Origin of the sequence: Aliiglaciecola sp., assembly GCF_039982535.1 — a bacterium.
Lineage (GTDB): Bacteria > Pseudomonadota > Gammaproteobacteria > Enterobacterales > Alteromonadaceae > Aliiglaciecola.
In genome coordinates, this window is record NZ_JBDWYG010000038.1 from 1 (window position 1) to 17,051 (window position 17,051).

The 17,051-nt window shown below is 40.7% G+C and carries 18 protein-coding genes; 9 read left to right on the forward strand and 9 right to left on the reverse strand.

Annotated features, from left to right (window positions below; translation table 11 throughout):
• From ftsY to ftsX, 3 genes are all read left to right on the forward strand, one after another.
• A partial coding sequence (ftsY, locus tag ABJV04_RS09155; protein WP_348491221.1) for a signal recognition particle-docking protein FtsY occupies window positions 1-1,058 on the forward strand: 1,058 nt, incomplete at its 5' end.
• A gap of 14 nt (window positions 1,059-1,072) precedes the next feature.
• Window positions 1,073-1,777: a cell division ATP-binding protein FtsE gene (ftsE, locus tag ABJV04_RS09160; protein WP_348491222.1), complete on the forward strand. Its 705-nt coding sequence runs from the start codon at window positions 1,073-1,075 to the stop codon at window positions 1,775-1,777.
• Window positions 1,777-2,757, forward strand: a complete 981-nt coding sequence (gene ftsX, locus ABJV04_RS09165) for a permease-like cell division protein FtsX (protein ID WP_348491223.1) — start codon at window positions 1,777-1,779, stop codon at window positions 2,755-2,757. The genes ftsE and ftsX overlap by 1 nt, the downstream gene beginning before the upstream one ends.
• 53 nt (window positions 2,758-2,810) lie before the next feature.
• Here ftsX and ABJV04_RS09170 read toward each other — a convergent pair whose 3' ends face one another.
• Together ABJV04_RS09170 and ABJV04_RS09175 are read right to left on the reverse strand one after the other, a co-directional pair.
• Window positions 2,811-4,049: an HDOD domain-containing protein gene (locus ABJV04_RS09170; protein ID WP_348491224.1), complete on the reverse strand. Its 1,239-nt coding sequence runs from the start codon at window positions 4,047-4,049 to the stop codon at window positions 2,811-2,813.
• Window positions 4,050-4,103: 54 nt separating this feature from the next.
• Window positions 4,104-5,327 (reverse strand): HDOD domain-containing protein, encoded by a 1,224-nt coding sequence (locus ABJV04_RS09175; RefSeq protein WP_348491225.1) that lies wholly within the window; start codon window positions 5,325-5,327, stop codon window positions 4,104-4,106.
• 249 nt (window positions 5,328-5,576) lie between these two features.
• Here ABJV04_RS09175 and rpoH point away from each other — a divergent pair, with 249 nt between their 5' ends.
• Window positions 5,577-6,431, forward strand: coding sequence for an RNA polymerase sigma factor RpoH (rpoH, locus tag ABJV04_RS09180; RefSeq protein ID WP_348491226.1), 855 nt, complete (start codon window positions 5,577-5,579; stop codon window positions 6,429-6,431).
• Window positions 6,432-6,532: 101 nt separating this feature from the next.
• Here the strand turns inward: rpoH and ABJV04_RS09185 are convergent, their stop codons facing one another.
• The 3 genes from ABJV04_RS09185 to pip form a co-directional block, all read right to left on the reverse strand.
• Entirely contained in the window at window positions 6,533-7,456 is a 924-nt protein-coding gene (locus ABJV04_RS09185; protein ID WP_348491227.1) for a bifunctional GNAT family N-acetyltransferase/hotdog fold thioesterase, read from the reverse strand.
• 146 nt (window positions 7,457-7,602) lie between these two features.
• A complete protein-coding gene (gene dtd / locus ABJV04_RS09190) occupies window positions 7,603-8,043 on the reverse strand; it encodes a D-aminoacyl-tRNA deacylase (RefSeq protein ID WP_348491228.1) in 441 nt (146 codons plus the stop codon).
• The gene (gene pip / locus ABJV04_RS09195; RefSeq protein ID WP_348491229.1) at window positions 8,040-9,011 is read right to left on the reverse strand and encodes a prolyl aminopeptidase; all 972 of its coding nucleotides are present in this window, start codon (window positions 9,009-9,011) and stop codon (window positions 8,040-8,042) included. The genes dtd and pip overlap by 4 nt, the downstream gene beginning before the upstream one ends.
• A gap of 105 nt (window positions 9,012-9,116) precedes the next feature.
• Here pip and ABJV04_RS09200 point away from each other — a divergent pair, with 105 nt between their 5' ends.
• Entirely contained in the window at window positions 9,117-9,338 is a 222-nt protein-coding gene (locus tag ABJV04_RS09200; RefSeq protein ID WP_348491230.1) for a hypothetical protein, read from the forward strand.
• A 2-nt stretch (window positions 9,339-9,340) separates the two neighbouring features.
• Entirely contained in the window at window positions 9,341-9,976 is a 636-nt protein-coding gene (locus ABJV04_RS09205) for a DUF2959 domain-containing protein (protein WP_348491231.1), read from the forward strand.
• Between the two features lie 83 nt (window positions 9,977-10,059).
• Here the strand turns inward: ABJV04_RS09205 and ABJV04_RS09210 are convergent, their stop codons facing one another.
• Both ABJV04_RS09210 and metF read right to left on the reverse strand, forming a co-directional pair.
• Window positions 10,060-10,956: a virulence factor BrkB family protein gene (locus ABJV04_RS09210; protein WP_348491232.1), complete on the reverse strand. Its 897-nt coding sequence runs from the start codon at window positions 10,954-10,956 to the stop codon at window positions 10,060-10,062.
• A gap of 34 nt (window positions 10,957-10,990) precedes the next feature.
• On the reverse strand, window positions 10,991-11,881 hold the full coding sequence (metF, locus tag ABJV04_RS09215) for a methylenetetrahydrofolate reductase (protein ID WP_348491233.1): 891 nt from the start codon (window positions 11,879-11,881) through the stop codon (window positions 10,991-10,993).
• Window positions 11,882-12,068: 187 nt separating this feature from the next.
• On the opposite strand from metF, the gene metJ reads away from it, so the two are divergent.
• On the forward strand, window positions 12,069-12,386 hold the full coding sequence (gene metJ, locus ABJV04_RS09220) for a met regulon transcriptional regulator MetJ (RefSeq protein WP_303471594.1): 318 nt from the start codon (window positions 12,069-12,071) through the stop codon (window positions 12,384-12,386).
• Window positions 12,387-12,641: 255 nt separating this feature from the next.
• Window positions 12,642-13,817, forward strand: a complete 1,176-nt coding sequence (locus tag ABJV04_RS09225; protein ID WP_348491234.1) for a hydroxymethylglutaryl-CoA reductase — start codon at window positions 12,642-12,644, stop codon at window positions 13,815-13,817.
• Window positions 13,818-13,961: 144 nt separating this feature from the next.
• Here ABJV04_RS09225 and ABJV04_RS09230 read toward each other — a convergent pair whose 3' ends face one another.
• A complete protein-coding gene (locus ABJV04_RS09230) occupies window positions 13,962-15,206 on the reverse strand; it encodes a malic enzyme-like NAD(P)-binding protein (RefSeq protein WP_348491235.1) in 1,245 nt (414 codons plus the stop codon).
• A 411-nt stretch (window positions 15,207-15,617) separates the two neighbouring features.
• On the opposite strand from ABJV04_RS09230, the gene ABJV04_RS09235 reads away from it, so the two are divergent.
• Window positions 15,618-16,733, forward strand: a complete 1,116-nt coding sequence (locus tag ABJV04_RS09235) for a hypothetical protein (protein WP_348491236.1) — start codon at window positions 15,618-15,620, stop codon at window positions 16,731-16,733.
• Between the two features lie 76 nt (window positions 16,734-16,809).
• Here the strand turns inward: ABJV04_RS09235 and rpmE are convergent, their stop codons facing one another.
• Window positions 16,810-17,022, reverse strand: coding sequence for a 50S ribosomal protein L31 (rpmE, locus tag ABJV04_RS09240; protein ID WP_216049138.1), 213 nt, complete (start codon window positions 17,020-17,022; stop codon window positions 16,810-16,812).
• Window positions 17,023-17,051: the final 29 nt, after the last annotated feature.

Below are 17,051 nucleotides of genomic sequence, written 5' to 3' on the forward strand. Positions count from 1 at the left end.
CAGAGCCAGAGCCAGAGCCAGAGCCAGAGCCAGAGCCAGAGCCAGAGCCAGAGCCAGAGCCAGAGCCAGAGCCAGAGCCAGAGCCAGAGCCAGAGCCAGAGCCAGAGCCAGAGCCAGAGCCAGAGCCAGAGCCAGAAGGCTTCTTCAGCAAACTGAAACGTGGGCTGTCGCGCACCAAACAAAATTTGGGAAGTGGTTTTGTTAGTTTGTTCAAAGGCAAAACCATCGATGACGATTTGTTCGAGGAACTGGAAACCCAGTTGTTAGTCGCCGACTTAGGGATGGATACCACCAGTAAAATAATTAAAGAGTTGACCGAAAGCGCCAACCGTTCTCAGTTGAAAGATGGAGAAGCCTTATATCAACTGTTGAAACAACAAATGTCAGAGATTTTAGGCAAATCTAGCGAACCCCTTAAATTCGAAGGCACTGATGGGCCTTTTGTAATTCTAATGGTGGGTGTAAATGGTGTGGGAAAAACCACCACCATTGGTAAATTGGCAAAACAATTCCAACAACAAGGCAAAAAAGTCATGTTGGCAGCAGGGGATACTTTCCGCGCCGCCGCTGTTGAGCAACTCCAAGTTTGGGGCGAACGAAACGATATTCCCGTGGTTGCACAACAAACGGGTTCTGACAGTGCTTCAGTCATCTTTGATGCGTTCCAATCAGCTAAAGCGAAAAATGTTGATATTTTGATAGCGGATACCGCTGGCCGATTACAAAATAAAGACCATTTAATGGAAGAACTTAAGAAAGTTGTGCGGGTAATGAAAAAGATAAACCCACAAGCACCTCATGAAATTATGTTAACCATTGATGCCGGTACCGGACAAAATGCCATTAGCCAAACTAAACTCTTTGATGAAGCTGTTGGTTTGAGTGGCATAACCTTAACTAAGTTAGACGGCACGGCGAAAGGTGGTGTTATATTCGCAATCGCTGACAAGTTCGACGTCCCTATTCGTTACATTGGTGTCGGCGAAGGAATTGATGACCTGCGTCCATTTGATAGCCAACAGTTTGTAGAAGCGCTATTTCAAGATAACGAAAGTTAAGTGTAGGTAATATCGTGATTAAGTTTGAACAGGTTAGTAAAACTTATCCAGGCGGACAGCAAGCTTTACGAAAAGTGAGTTTCCATATTGAACCTGGTGAAATGGCATTTTTGACCGGTCACTCTGGTGCAGGTAAAAGTACCCTGTTAAAACTCATTAGCATCATGGAGCGTCCAACTGTAGGACGGGTGCTAATAAACGGTCACGATTTAAATACTATTCAACGACGACAAATTGCGTTTATTCGTCGAGATATCGGCATGATCTTCCAAAGTCATCAATTACTGTTGGATAAAACCGTCTTTGATAATGTTGCTTTGCCCCTAGTAATTGAAGGATATTCCCATAAAGAAACCACTAAGCGGGTGCACGCAGCATTAGAAATGGTGGGATTGCGGGACAAAATTAGAAGTTTCCCATTAATGCTTTCTGGAGGGGAACAGCAGCGAGTTGGTATTGCCAGAGCCGTAGTCAATAAACCCCCCTTATTATTGGCCGATGAGCCCACTGGGAATTTAGATCCTAAGTTATCCATGGAAATTATTCGTTTATTCGAAGATTTCAACCAAGCGGGTGTTTCTGTGTTTATTGCCACTCATGATTTAGGCTTAATTGCGCGCATGAAATATCGCTCATTGACCTTAAAGCAAGGGCAAATGATCACCGATGGTTTAAGCGAAGAGTGGGATACTGAAGAGCCCAAGGAGTACGATTTTTAATGAGTCTTCTATTTAAAGGTCGTCCTCAAGGTGCGTACTCTTCAAAAATTGGCATGTTTCAACGTATACACATGTTTTTTGTCAGTCACGTCAGACAAGCGCTAGGTAGTTTAGGCGAATTATGGCGGGCACCTTTGGCGTCTCTGATGACAGTAGGGGTACTTGGACTGAGTATTACACTGCCTAGCACTTTCTATATTTTAGTTAAAAATGCCGAATCCGTCGCTGAAAATTGGCAACAAGCCTCCGAAATAACCTTGTTCCTGCGAAAAGGCACACAATCCAAAGATGCTAACCAACTTGTTACGCGATTGGGACTATGGTCAGAAATCGATTCAGTGACTTACATTCCTGCTGACCAAGGGTTGATTGAATTTCAACAACAAAGTGGTTTGGGAGAAGCTTTAAACTACTTAGATGAAAATCCTTTACCCGACGTTATTTTAGTGAATCCAACTTCTCAAAATACTACTCCATCGGCGGCTAAGCAGCTGCTAGAGAAACTCAATCGGGAACGTCATGTGGAAGTCGGTAAACTCGACATAAAGTGGTTAGAGCGTTTACACGGCTTTCTATCTATTGCTAAAGAACTTATCTACGCAGTTGCCCTGCTGTTATTTCTTGCTGTAGTGTTAATTATTGGCAACACGATCCGCCTCAATATCTTAAGTCGGCGAGATGAAATCTTGGTCATGAAATTGGTCGGTGCCACCGATGGGTTTATTCACCGTCCGTTTATGTACACAGGTATGTGGTACGGCTTACTAGGAGGTTTAATGGCCTGGTTTGCGGTTATACTGTTACTTTGGTGGATGGGGGGCAGTATTGATGCATTGACTGCTCAGTATGATAAAAACTTTGATCTAACTGGCTTAGACTTGACGTCACTACTAGTGATGCTTGGTGTGTCTATCTTTTTGGGGCTGGCAGGTTCAATGATCTCAGTGCAAAAACACGTTAGAAGCATTGAACCGAAATAGACGTTAACGACTATTTCAAGCTAAATCGGGGTAGATGGCTCCTTCTCAACTAACTAAGCAATTGCTTTCGGGTAGTGTGGAGAGATTGATTGGCGGATAGTATTGCCCCACAAGACCGCTTGATTGAACATGTGGTGTAAATGTTTTTGTTCAATTTCCAGTACTTCTGAGATTTTTCTCACTTTCATCCAAGTGGCACTCTCAAACGCTCTGGCCAACAAAATGTAGAGATAAAAGTCGTTCTTTCCACCACATAATGCAAATTTCACTTCATCTACAATGGGCATTTTAGTCACCAGCTCTTGCATGTCTTGATCTAACAAGGCGTCGAGTAAAGAAAATAATCCAGTCATGAATCCCGTTGGAGGGTTATCTCCAACTTTTCGGTGTTTCGCCAATAAGTCACAGAATTTGGCTCGCACTAAAGACATATGTAATAGTTCCATTGGCTTGTCATCAGCTAGATTGGCCAAGGCGAGTAGGGCGATGAATTTTTTGATTTCAACTTCGCCCATGTAGTTCAGAGCGTGTTTTAAAGAAGTGATTTTAAACCGTTTATTGATCATTGGGTTGTTGATGAATCTCAACAACATGTATGACAAACCAACATCTCTTTCAATAATTTCATTTATACGTTCTATGCCAAAACTTTCATTAGCGGTTTCACCGATTAATTCAACCAACGACAATTTGTTCACAGGTAGTGGAGCTTGATTAAAATTAACTGGCTTAGAAAAGAAATAACCTTGGAAATAATCAAAGCCTAAATCATTGAAGGATATGAAATTTTGTAGGGTGTCTACGTTGTCTGCTACCATTTTTACGTTGGCATTAGAAAAGCGCGGCATTTGTTTCGCGATATTTGGAAATGCATGCTGAAACGTATCAATTTTAACGATATCCACTAAGCTTAATAACTCACTACTGGTGGTCAACTTGGGTTCGTTTAAGGCTATTTGAAAGCCCATGTCACGTATATTCTGACAGGCCTCAATTATGGAGTCTTCACCATCGGCATTTTCCGACACTTCGACTACTACTGTATTGGGATCTAAGCTATTGGGTAGCCCTTTTAAAATGGTTTCATTGGTAAAATTAATGAAAGACGTTTTCTGGCAGGAAATATCATCTAATGCCAATTTGAGGTTTGATTGATTTTGGGGTTGAGGTTGGGAAGGCTCAACTAGTTTGTCAGGGAAACAATTATTTTTGCCGTCTCTAAAGAATAATTCATAGGCAAATACTTCTTTATCCCTGTCTAAAATTGGTTGCCGAGCCACAAAAGCGAACATCAAAACCCCTATTATTCCATTTACACAAAAATTAATTTGTCATTTCTAATTATTTTATTTCCGATGAATTGAGCTCGCTATTGCTGACGCCCATTTTATCGATTCATGGTAAAAACTATGCAACATGTCTTGATCAAGTTCAAGTTTAGTTGAATGATGCGAGACCCCTTTCCAATCGCCATATTCAAATGCGCGAGCAATGACTAAATATTCTCTAAGTTGCCCATGTATACCATTTAGCGCATCGTTTAAATCGTTACTCAGGGGTAATTTCTTCAATAAAGTCGACATTTTTTGATCTAACAACGCATCTAACAGTGAAAATAAACCCACTAAGAAGCCTTTAGGAGGATTATCAGCATCTTGTTTAGCCATTGATATGAATTCACACAATTTTGCGCGTACCAAAGATAAACGAATTAATTCGGTTGGCTTTTCATCACTCAAGTTGGCGATAGCGACTAAGGCGATAAACTTTTTGATTTCCACCTCGCCCATGTAATTTAAAGCATGACTCAAGGACTGAATTTTATTTCGCTTATTCATAATTGGGTTGTTTATGAAGCGCATCAGCATATAAGAAAGGCCTACATCTTTTTCTAATATCTGCCGTATTTTATTAAAGTCCAATTGTGGATTTGCGCTTTCACGCATTAAATCTAACAAATTAAGCTTCGAACTTGGGATGCTTTTTTGCTTTTGGATTTCAGGTTGAAAGAAAAAATAACCTTGGAAATAATCGAAGCCAAGTTCACAGCATTGAGCGAACAAAGTGGTGCTTTCAATTTCAGTTGCAATAAGTTTAATTTTGGTCTGCTGAAAACGTGCTTTATTGTCTTTGATTAATTGTGCATTAGTTGTCGAAACGTCGATTTTTATGTAGCTGACAATTGTAAGTATGGGATCCCATTTAGGGTCAAAATCATAGTCGTTTAACGCTAATTTGTATCCTAAGCCCTTGATATGCTTTAAGGCTTCTAAAAGTTTTTTGGATACTTCGATATTATTTTCTATACCGACAATAACACTGTGCGGTTCTAATAAGGTGGGAAATCGATAGAGTAAAGTATCCGTTTGAAAATTAATCAAAGCCGCTTTACCGTCTGCGACTTCTTCAATTCCAACGCTGAAATGGCTATGTGTAATTAGCTTGGCCGTTTTTTCGTTAGACTCAATGTCGGGTAGGGTGTTATCTTCACCATCACGAAAAAGTAGTTCATAAGCAAATACATGCATCTGTTTGTCAAAGATAGCTTGCCGTGCAATGTATGAAAACATTTATCCTTGCCTAATACTTGTTCTTCTTGATTGAATTTTAGACGAGTATATTGATCTATTTTAATTTAAAATTAAACCTTTAAATATGATTCTTCGTCCCCATATATCTTTAATGTCTTCTATATAGACAAATTTTTTCAGTTTGAGTGAATTATTTATGACCTTTTCCGGTCTATATACGTAATAGATAATTGGCTTTGCCCATTTGTATTGCTAGAATACTGGGCTGTAACGAATAACGAGGTGAACATGAGCACAAATATGCAAGCTATGGCATTAAGCGTTCCTCACAGTGGTAGCATTGAATCTTATATTCAAGCTGTTAGCAGCATTAATATGCTCACTGTGGAAGAAGAGCGACAGCTAGCAGAACGTTTGCAGCGAGATGAAGACATTGAAGCTGCACGAAAGCTGGTTATGTCCCATTTACGTTTTGTTGTACACATTGCTAAATCCTACTCAGGATATGGATTACCCCAAGCTGACCTTATTCAAGAAGGTAATATTGGTCTTATGAAGGCCGTCAAACGTTTTGACCCAACGGTAGGTGTAAGACTAGTGTCTTTCGCTGTACATTGGATAAAAGCGGAAATTCATGAGTTCGTACTGAAAAACTGGCGCATCGTTAAGGTAGCAACAACGAAAGCACAGCGTAAATTGTTTTTTAACCTACGTAAAAATAAAAAGCGTTTAGGTTGGTTTACCCATGATGAAGTGCAAAAAGTTGCTCAAGAGCTAGGTGTTAGCACAAAAGAAGTGTTGCAGATGGAAGCTCGCATGAGTAGCCAAGACCAAGCCTTCGATTTGTCTGCTGATGATGATGAAAGTGGTAGTTTTGCGCCTGTACAGTTTTTAGAAGATAAAACCACTGATGTGGAAAATGAAGTAATTAACTCCGATTGGGATACAAATGCTTCTAAACGTTTACATTCAGCGATTAAAACTTTAGATGAACGCAGTCAGCATATTATCCAAACTCGTTGGTTGTCTGATGACAAATTAACACTTCAAGATTTAGCTGATAAATATGAAGTTTCAGCTGAGCGAGTTCGTCAGATTGAAAAGAATGCGATGAAGAAGTTGCAGTCTGCAATGGCAGCATAAAAACGCAGTTTAATCATTCAATATGATTTCATTAAAAAGCGCGATTTAATCGCGCTTTTTTTATAGCTGTTTTTCCTGTCTAAATAATCTCGTCAGATTAATTAGTTTGGCTGTTCTAGCTGCTCACCTTTACTTGGCAATACCCAAAAAACACCTTTAAACTCAGCTACTGGCGATTCACCATCTAAAATATCGACTTGGAGTTTCACTGCTACTTTTTTATTTCTTTCCAGCAATTCAAGCTTGCCTTCTAAAGACTCAATGTTGCACAAAGCCCTAGGTTGCATGGTAATAGGTTTGTGGTAATGGATATCACCATCTCCTAATACAATTTCGCCACCCAAGCCTTTTTCTTTTAGCTTTAAATGGATCATGCCCCAGCCGGTTAAGGTAGCCAACGAAAAAATACTGCCAGCGAACATAGTGCCATGCAAATTAATATTTTTATTTAATGACGCTCGAACTTCTAAAGTCTTACCGCTGTATTGATAGAGCTGAATTCCCATTTGCTCACTAATAGGAATGGTTTCATGCCAAGTATTTTGCAACTCCTGACACCATTTAGGGTGGAGCATGACTTGGTTTACATCGGAAAGCTTTTTAATCATTTGGGTGCGTTTCAACTTTCCCATTTCAGTTGGAGCTTCTTTTTCAACTACAAACCCACAGGCTTCAAAGAACTCGATGGAAATTTGACGACTATTGGTAACTAATCGGGTTGCACCTTGTTGACGCGCCACTTCCTCTAAAGCTGAATAGATTAACTTGCCTAAGCCTTTACCTTGGCATTCTTTAGCAACCGCAATATGTCTAATCTGCGCTTCCTCAGACATATTTAAATGTACTCGCCCTACGGCAACGACTTTGCCGTTTCCATCAACCACCATTCGGTGTTCACCAACTTGTTCGTATTCATCTTTTTCTGAACCTAAGGGATGATTCCAAGGTTCTCTCAACATTTCCCAACGGAAATGGAAATACGCTTCAAGTTGTTGCTCCGTTTTTGGTGTTTCTATTCTATACATATAATAGGTCGTCTCTTTTATTACAGGTCAGTTCAAGAAAGGTACTTTTAAAAATAACTCAGTAAAAACCTTATTTGATATACATGTTAGCCCGCGAAAAATGTTCATCATTAAAACGCAATCGCAGACGACGCACAATAGACAGATTAATTTATTTGCAGGTGAAATGTCACGGGGCCATCGTTCGTAAGGGATACTTGCATATCAGCACCGAACTCGCCTGTCTGACATTCCACGCCCTGTTGTTGGCAGTATTCAACGAATTGCTGATACAGATATTTACCTTGTTCAGGGGGAGCTGCATCAGAAAATCCAGGTCTATTTCCCTTGCTAGTATCTGCCACCAAAGTAAATTGCGAAACAATTAACATAGCTCCACCAAACTGTTGAATATTAAGGTTCATTTTGCCATCAGCATCACTAAATATTCTTAATTTCATTAGTTTGTTAGCCAGCTTTTTAACTGTCTCTTCACTATCGGTTTTTTCGACCCCTAACAACAACATCATGCCTTTATCTATTTGGCCAACAATATTATTGTCAATTTCTACATGGGCATGGGTTACCCGTTGAATTAGTGCTATCAAGATTGTTTCTCTTTCAAAAATTTAGCCATTCTATCGGTTGCGTGACAAATTGCATCGCTTATTCTTGGATCAGATGCACTGTGTCCGGCTTCTGGAACCACCAATAACTGGCCTTCGCGCCAAGCTTTACTCAAAGTGTAAGCATTTTCCATTTTGCATACGATATCAAAACGACCGTGGATTATGGTACCGGGAATAGAATCAATTTTATGAATATTCTGTAAAATCTGGTTTTCAGTAATGAAGCAGTTATTTTTGATGTAGTGGCACTCGAGTAAAGCCAAACTGGCAGCGCGACTCAAGTTCTGGTGGAAATCGTGTTCTTTTACGGAGCTATTTAACACCGATATACGCTCCTCCCACATGCACCAAGATTTCGCGGCATGCACCCGGCTGAGTTCATCTCCATGTAAGAATATCTGATAAAAGCGATCAGTTACCGATAGATCTTTCGCGCCATTTTTAACCATTTCCACGAATTCGTCATAATATTCGGGAAAGAGTTGAGCTGCCCCGCCACTTTGTTCAATAAACCATTCAAAATCTTGTTTTCGACCTAAAAATACGCCACGTAAAATAATCGCGGAAACGGCTTCTGGCTTGGCAATAGCACTCAGTAAGGCCAGCGTTGTGCCCCAAGAGCCGCCACAAAGCATCCATTTTTTAATACCTAGATGTTTACGAATAAACTCAATGTCTGCGAGTAAGTGTTCTGTAGTATTGTGCTCTAGTTTTGCAAAGGGAAGTGATTGACCGCAACCTCGCTGATCAAAGCCAATAATTCGGTATACTTCTGGATTAAAAAAACTTCGATACATGGGAGACAGGCCTGCACCAGGGCCACCATGTAGATACAAAACAGGCAGGCCTTCGGGGTTACCAGATTGTTCCAGATAAATTTGATGCCCATCACCTACGTCTAACATTTCGCTATGATAGGTTTTTATCGGTGGATATATATGGCTCATAAATTCCGCTTTTGTTTGTTTATTGAATCCATTTGCTTTAATTTAGCACTTAATTGATAAAATATAAGTTTTCTATTTAATAATAACGCGATTTTGGAGGCAAAAATGGCGGGACAAGGATCTGGCGGCAATGTGATTGCTGCAATATGTAATATCTTTTTTCCAGGATTAGGACAGTTAGTACAGGGCAGAATTTTAGCTGCGCTTATTTTCGCTATTGTCTTTTTTGGTGGCGCAGCCCTTTGGTTCTTTATCGTTCCAGGTGTCATAGCGGGGATAGCTTATATTTGGGCTATCATTGATGCTGCAAAATACAAAGGCCCATAAACATGAAAAATCTAGTAATCGTATTCTTTAGTTTGGTGATGTTTGGTTGTCAAAGTGCATATTATGCAGCATGGGAAAAACTCGGTGTTGAAAAGCGCGATATCTTAGTTGATCGCGTAGAGGACGCAAAAGATTCTCAAGAAGATGCACAAGAGCAATTTGCTTCTGCCTTGGACGAGTTCAGTCAGTTAATTAATTATGACGGTGGTGAGTTACAAGACGTTTATGACGATCTTAGTGGTCAATATGAAGCGAGTAAAAGTGCCGCTGATAACGTAAGTAACCGAATTGATAAGGTTGAGAGTGTTGCTGAAGCGCTTTTTGATGAATGGGCTGAAGAACTTGAAAAGTATTCTAACGCTAAGTTGAAGCGCGACAGTGAAAAACAATTGCGCGAAACACAGCGACGCTATAATTCGTTGATATCCGCCATGCGTAAAGCAGAGTCTAAAATGCCACCTGTACTTTCAGCGTTGCAGGATAATGTTCTGTATTTAAAACATAATCTAAATGCTAACGCAGTTGGCGCGTTGCAAGGTGAATTTAATCTCATCAAAAAAGATATTGATCTGTTGATTGAAGAAATGAATTCCGCTATTTCTCAAAGCAATGAATTTATCACCAGCATTCAATCATGAAAAAAGGGGCTTTTGCCCCTTTTTTAAATCTATGATGACTTAGTCAACTCTGTGCTTCTAAGTTGTGCTAAAAAATCACTCTGCTAATCTGAGTTTTCGTCATTAGGCATTAAATTGCGTTCTTCACCGGTATCTTCTTCTGGCATGATTCGCTCCAGTGCTCTGGTAAATTCAGCGCCCACCAGCACTAATATCCAACTTAAATATACCCATACAAACAAAATAGGAATGACTGCAATCGCGCCATAAATCACTTGGTAAGACGGAAAGTTTTCCACATACATAGCAAACATTTTTTTGGATAACTCAAACAGACCTGCAGCCAATATTGCGCCAGACAAGGCGTGTTTGTAGCTAATTTGTTTGTTTGGTACCACCATATAGAGAATAAAAAAGGCGAACACTGAGGTAACAAAGGGCACAACTTTGAGCAGTACTGTACTAAAACCTGGGGTATATTCGTCAGCGTAGTTAGCCAGACCAACCAAATATGAACTGACCAGCACACTTACCCCAATCAACAGCGGCGCTAAAGTGAGAACCATCCAGTAAATGGCAAAAGTGTAGATGGCAGGGCGTTCACTTTTGGCCTGCCAAATCCTATTCAGGGTTTTATCAACATTAGAAATAAGAGTTAAAGCCACTACCACCAAAAACGCAATGCTCAAGGCTCCCATCTTCGAGGCGTTGTCGACGAACTCTGTCATATGTTTTTGTAAAACATCCCCCGACGTGGGAATGAAATTATTGAACACAAACTCTTCTAAATGAGTTCGTACTTCTGAAAAAGCCGGAAACGCGGAAAGGATACTAAAAAATACCACAATAAAGGGCACTAGAGATAGCAGGGAAACATAAGCAAGGTGACCTGCGGATACGCCAATATTATCTTTTTGACAGTGGTGTAGCACATTGCGCACGATTATAAACACGTGCCCTAAAAAGGCTTTAATTTGTGCAAACCAGTTTTGCTGTGTCATACCACTCTCAAAATGAATTTATCGCCCCATTAGTTTATCCGTTTTGTGCTCGAACGCCTAATAAATGACAAATGGCGTAACTTAACTCACTTCTGTTTAGGGTGTAAAAATGGAAGTCACGGATCCCTTCTTTTGCTAATACTTTAACCGTATCCATTGCAATACTGGCCCCCAAAAGGTTTCGAGTGGTTTGATCATCTTTCTCTAAACCATCGTACATTTTATGTAACCAGCTAGGTACGTGGACGTTAGTAAAGCCTGCAAAGCGCTTTAGTGTTTGATAATTTGTTACTGGTAAAATGCCCGGAACAATATCTAAATCGATACCTGCGGCAGCTGCACGGTCTCTGAAGCGTAAAAACACTTCTGCATCGAAGAAGAATTGGCTAATGGCTTGGGTGGCACCTGCTTCCGCTTTACGTTTCAAATTGAGCAAGTCAAACTGAGCATTAGGTGCTTCTGGGTGCTTTTCTGGATATGCAGCAACAGAGATATCAAAATCGGCGACATCCTTTAATAAAGCTACTAGATCTGATGCATACATCTCTGTCTTTTCAGTACCTGCGGGAAGATCTCCGCGTAGGGCTACTATTCGTCTAATGCCTGACTGCCAATAATCTTTAGCAATTTGAATTAATTCTTTTTTGCCTGCATCTACACAGGTTAAATGTGGGACAGCAGCTATACCCGTTTCACTTTGAATACGTTTAACCACATCATGGGTGCGATCTCTCTCGCCACTGTTGGCACCATAGGTCACTGACATATAGGCAGGTTTTAACGGCGCAAGACGCTCTACTGATTTCCAAAGTGTTTGTTCCATTTGTTCCGTTCTTGGCGGGAAAAATTCAAAAGAAACATTGATATCACTTAATTCAGACAGCGACTGATTGAGTGACTCAATACCTTGTGCGTAAGAGACCATGCTGTACTCCAATAGGTAAAAATAATAATAATATCAGCTTAATTTGTCAGTACGTTTAAAGGTAAACTGACATTAGCCGTTTAGACGTCTAAACTAAACTGAGAATGATAAGCCGTCAAGATGTTTAGACATCTAATAGACTTGAGGTTAGACTTTCATCTTATAAGAAAGATAAAAGAGCAACAGTATGGCAAAGTGGAACGGAAAATACATACATCCCTACGCTGAACACGGTAAAAAAAGTGAACTCGTAAAAAAAGTGACAGTGTCAATTCCATTAAAGGTACTAAAAGTCCTTACGGATGAACGCACCCGTCGACAAGTGAATAACCTAAGGCACGCAACTAATTCAGAATTGTTGTGTGAGGCGTTCCTGCACGCCTTTACAGGTCAGCCGCTTCCTGATGATGATGATCTGCGCAAAGATAATCCAAATCGTATTCCCAAAGAAGCTAGAGAATTAATGGAAGCCATGGGGCTTGAAGTTAAAGAAGTGGATGACTAAGTTAGTATTAAAGGATCAGTAATTAAGCTATGTTGTATTTGCATCAATACCCAATTGTAAAATCCCAACATTGGTGCAAAAATAGTCAAGATTCGAGTGAGTTTCATGATTTATTCATCTTTATACAGTAGTCTTGTTATGGCAAGTAGATTGCATTCAAGTAAATCGTATTGAGAAAAGCCTTTGTTGTTTTATTAATAACTAACGGCATGAATAGATAGTCATATAAATATCGCCAATTGAGGACAAGCCAACATGGTAAAAACACCACGTATCCCGCGCAATACAATGAATGATCATAGTCTCGAGTGGGCCCAAAAGCGTCGTGAATACCTTACTGAGCAAACGGGCACGGAACTGCCACACACAGGGCATTTTTCTATCGACCCTGAGGCGCTCCCAGGTAATATCGAAAATTTCATCGGTGTAGTACAGATGCCAGTAGGCATCGCTGGACCGGTTCAAGTAAATGGTGAATATGCAGAGGGATTATTTCACGTTCCTCTAGCGACGACCGAAGGTACTCTCGTTGCTAGTTATAGTCGAGGTATGCGCGTAATAAACGAGTGTGGTGGGGTTCACACCACAGTTGTTGAACAATATATGCAGCGAGCTCCAGCATTTATCTTTGCCAATGCCAGAGAAGCTCGTGAGTTTGGAAAATGGGTTGATGAACATTTTCTAGAGATTAAAGCTGCAGCTGAAACCACCACCACTATTGGTAAGCTTGAACATATCATGCAGTGGTCTGTTTCAAAGACTCGCTATTTACGTTTCAACTATACCACTGGCGATGCGGCAGGACAGAATATGGTGGGCAAAGCCACCCTTGCAGCTTGTGAGTGGATTGTCGCCAACTATCCTGAAAAATGTGAATACTTGCTATCCGGTAATATGGATACGGATAAAAAGCACTCTCACTTAAATATGCTACATTCTCGTGGTAAACGTGTCATCGCCGAAATCGTCTTGAAAAAAGACGTGCTCAAAAAGATTATGAAAGTTGATACGAAAATGTTGGCGCGGGCTACTGTTTTAGCCAATACCGGTGCATTGATGGCTGGTGCGGCCTATAACGGTCCTCATTCCGCTAATGGAATAGCCTCGTTATTTATCGCCACAGGTCAAGATGAAGCCAACGTAGTTGAGTCCCATGCAGGTCTACTTTCTCATGAGTTATTAGAAAACGGTGATTTTTATCTTTCTGTTACTTTGCCGTCCTTAATCGTAGCAACCTATGGTGGAGGTACTGGATTACCTACCCAAAAAGAGTGTTTGCAACTAATGGACTGTTATGGAACGGGTAAAGCTAATAAGTTTGCAGAGATAGTGGCTGCGACAGTGCTGGCTGGGGATATTTCCCTAGCATGTGCTGTTATTGGTGGCCATTGGGTAAGTAGTCACGATAAGTTTGGTCGTAACAGAGACTAATTAACTTCAGAATAGATTACTGTAAATTTGACCGGTCACCTCAGCAAGAGGTGACCGCAATTTTGTATAAATAAGTAACCGAAACTTAGCACGCCTGATATTTGTAGCCCGCTAAAATAAAAAAGGCGCGATGCGCCTTATTTATCAATCCAAATAATTGTCCGGTATCTCTGATATTGCTGCGACACCTGAATCAATAGCCGCTTGAGCTACGGCTGTTGCCACTCGTTTACACAAGCGCGGATCCATAGGTTTAGGGATGATGTATTGACGACCAAACTCTAAAGAATCCATGTCACTGGCGTCCAGTACTTGCTGGGGAACTGGTTCTTTAGCAATACTGCGAATAGCATTAACTGCCGCAATCTTCATTTCGTCATTTATTTTGGACGCTCTAACATCCAATGCGCCACGGAAGATAAATGGAAAACAAAGCACGTTGTTAACTTGGTTAGGATAATCGGAGCGGCCCGTAGCCATAATTAGGTCATCACGGGTTTTATGGGCTAATTCTGGCTTAATTTCTGGGTCAGGGTTTGAACAAGCAAAAATAACCGGATTATCAGCCATTAATTTAAGGGCTTCGGCAGGCAGTACATCAGGGCCAGATACACCTACAAACACATCAGCACCGTCCATCACATCTTCCAATGTGCGCTTGTCAGTATTGTTAGCGAACATTAGTTTATGAGGGGTTAGGTCGTCACGACGAGTGTGGATCACGCCTTTGGTATCTAGCATGTAAATTCGCTCTCGTTGAGCACCACATTTAATTAATAGCTCCATGCATGCGACTGCTGCAGCGCCAGCTCCCATACATACAATATTAACCTCGCCAACATTTTTTCCCTGAATCTCCAAGGCATTTAACATACCGGCAGCAGTGACTATGGCTGTACCATGCTGATCATCATGAAATACTGGCACCGAACAACGTTTTATTAATTCTTGCTCAATTTCAAAACATTCGGGGGCTTTAATATCTTCTAGATTAATCCCACCAAAGGTATCTGCAATACTGGCTACGGTATTGATGAACTCTTCGGTAGTGCGGTGAGTAACCTCAATATCTATTGAATCTAGACCGGCAAAACGTTTAAACAACAAAGCTTTGCCTTCCATTACCGGTTTTGAAGCAAGAGGGCCTAAATTACCCAGGCCTAAAATAGCGGTGCCGTTAGTAATGACCGCCACAGTATTACCTTTGCCAGTATATAAATAGGCTGCATTTGGATCTGCGGCTATTTCTCTTACAGGCTCAGCCACACCAGGGCTGTAGGCCAAAGCTAAATCGGTAACACTTTCAGCCGGCTTGGTTAGTTCAACGCTAATTTTTCCCGGAACAGGTTTGGAATGATAATCCAATGCTTTTTGTCGAAAATCAGACATAACTGTCTTGGTCCTTACTTTGTAGGGTACATCCGTTAATCGATTTTTTGGTCATTAACGGAGTGTTTGGTTAAGGGTTATTAATCAGTACCAGCTTATTATTTTTATTTTAGTGCGGTTAAATATCTTTAAAGATATGTTAAGCGGCTGCTACCAGTTGATCGAATGTAACATAGCTCAAACAAAAGCACATATCAGATGAGACTATGAATACTATTCATGAATATGATATATGTTTGCGACTAACAACATACTGACTGATATTCTATCCTGTTAAGTGGTGAAAGTTTGTATTGTTTATATACTTTTTCATTAGGACTTACTCTAAATCTTTCGCTTGTGTTAAAGCCCGTATCACTTTATAACTTGAGTACCTAATTTAAAAAATACTGATCCATTCATTCTTAGCCTATGACTGATAATCGACCGTTAATCAAGCACATAAAAAATCATGATGCGTTATTCACTGATTTAGCATTAATTAGAAATGCCCATGCCGCACAACTTGGTTTTGGCGAATATGGTTATCACAAAACGCCAAAATTTATTAGCCCTGATGGTCAAAGGCAATGCATAGAGCCTGAGCGCAGTATTGTTTTACCTAATTTGTCTACTTTAAAGGGGGTAAAAACAATTCTAACCGAGATTTTACCTGGGCTATCTCTTGTGGCGAAAAGCGATTTGGGTTTCCGTTACCCAACCGCCGCACTTGCAGGCTTTGATGCCCCTTTTATTAAACGTTTTCGCTCAGAATACTTTCATCGAGTTGGTGAAGATCGCAATATTTGTCGACCCACAAACTTGTCATATGGGATTAAAAGTCGTGGTAAAGGAGACAATCGTCAGGAGTATGAAATATGGGTACCGGACGATCAGCTACAACAAGATCCCCTTCCGTTATTTATTGATAAGTATGGCGAAGATTTACCCGATGATGTGCGGGATTTTGCTACTAAAACACCCATAGTGCATGGTTGGATGGGGGTAAAGCGGGCGGCATTTGAAGCTTTATATCACGATCCTCAGGTTACTGGAGATTTAGTCATCTGTCTGGGCTTTTCGGTGGATGTATACAACATTGGAGCTCGGCCAGATTTGTCTTTTTCCCACGAGTTGCAGAGTTCTATTGCTGTAAGTAACGTGGAATTAGAGTGGGAAATTATGGGATATTACGCGCCTAATAATCATCCATTTGACCATGATGTTGTTTGGCAGGCGATTAATAATAGCCTATCTGCAATTGGCGACCCTATTGCTCAGGTCTACGCTGAACAGGTCATCCCGATCCAAGAAAGCAAAACAGAACGTATTTTATCTACTATTCGTGCCCAAGGAATTAGCAGCGAACAGATAGCGAGTATGAACTTAAAACCTTGGGAGTTTTTACAGACAGCAAGCTCTCATCGCCGCAAGCCAAAAGATCCCAGTCGCTCAATTAATTTATTGGGTCGGTTAAATCGTTTATTTTATCAGTCCGAGAGAAAGCTGCCGTCACTTCGATATATTCATGATTTAATTGCGGAGTAATCCAATAAGGGATTTAAAAATAACAGGCACAAAAAAAGGCGCTTTAAGCGCCTTTTCGAATTCGTAGCAGTTAGGCTTATTTTTTGCCCAATGCACCGAAACGTTTCTTGAACTTATCAACACGACCACCAGTGTCAACGTTACGTTGCTTACCAGTGTAGAAAGGGTGACATGCAGAACATACGTCTAGGTTCATGTCTCTTCCAAGGGTTGAACGAACAACAATTTTGTTGCCACAAGAGCAAGTTGCTGTCATTTCAGTGTATTCTGGATGAATATCTTGTTTCATATGGATTACCTCATTTCTGGGCCGTATCG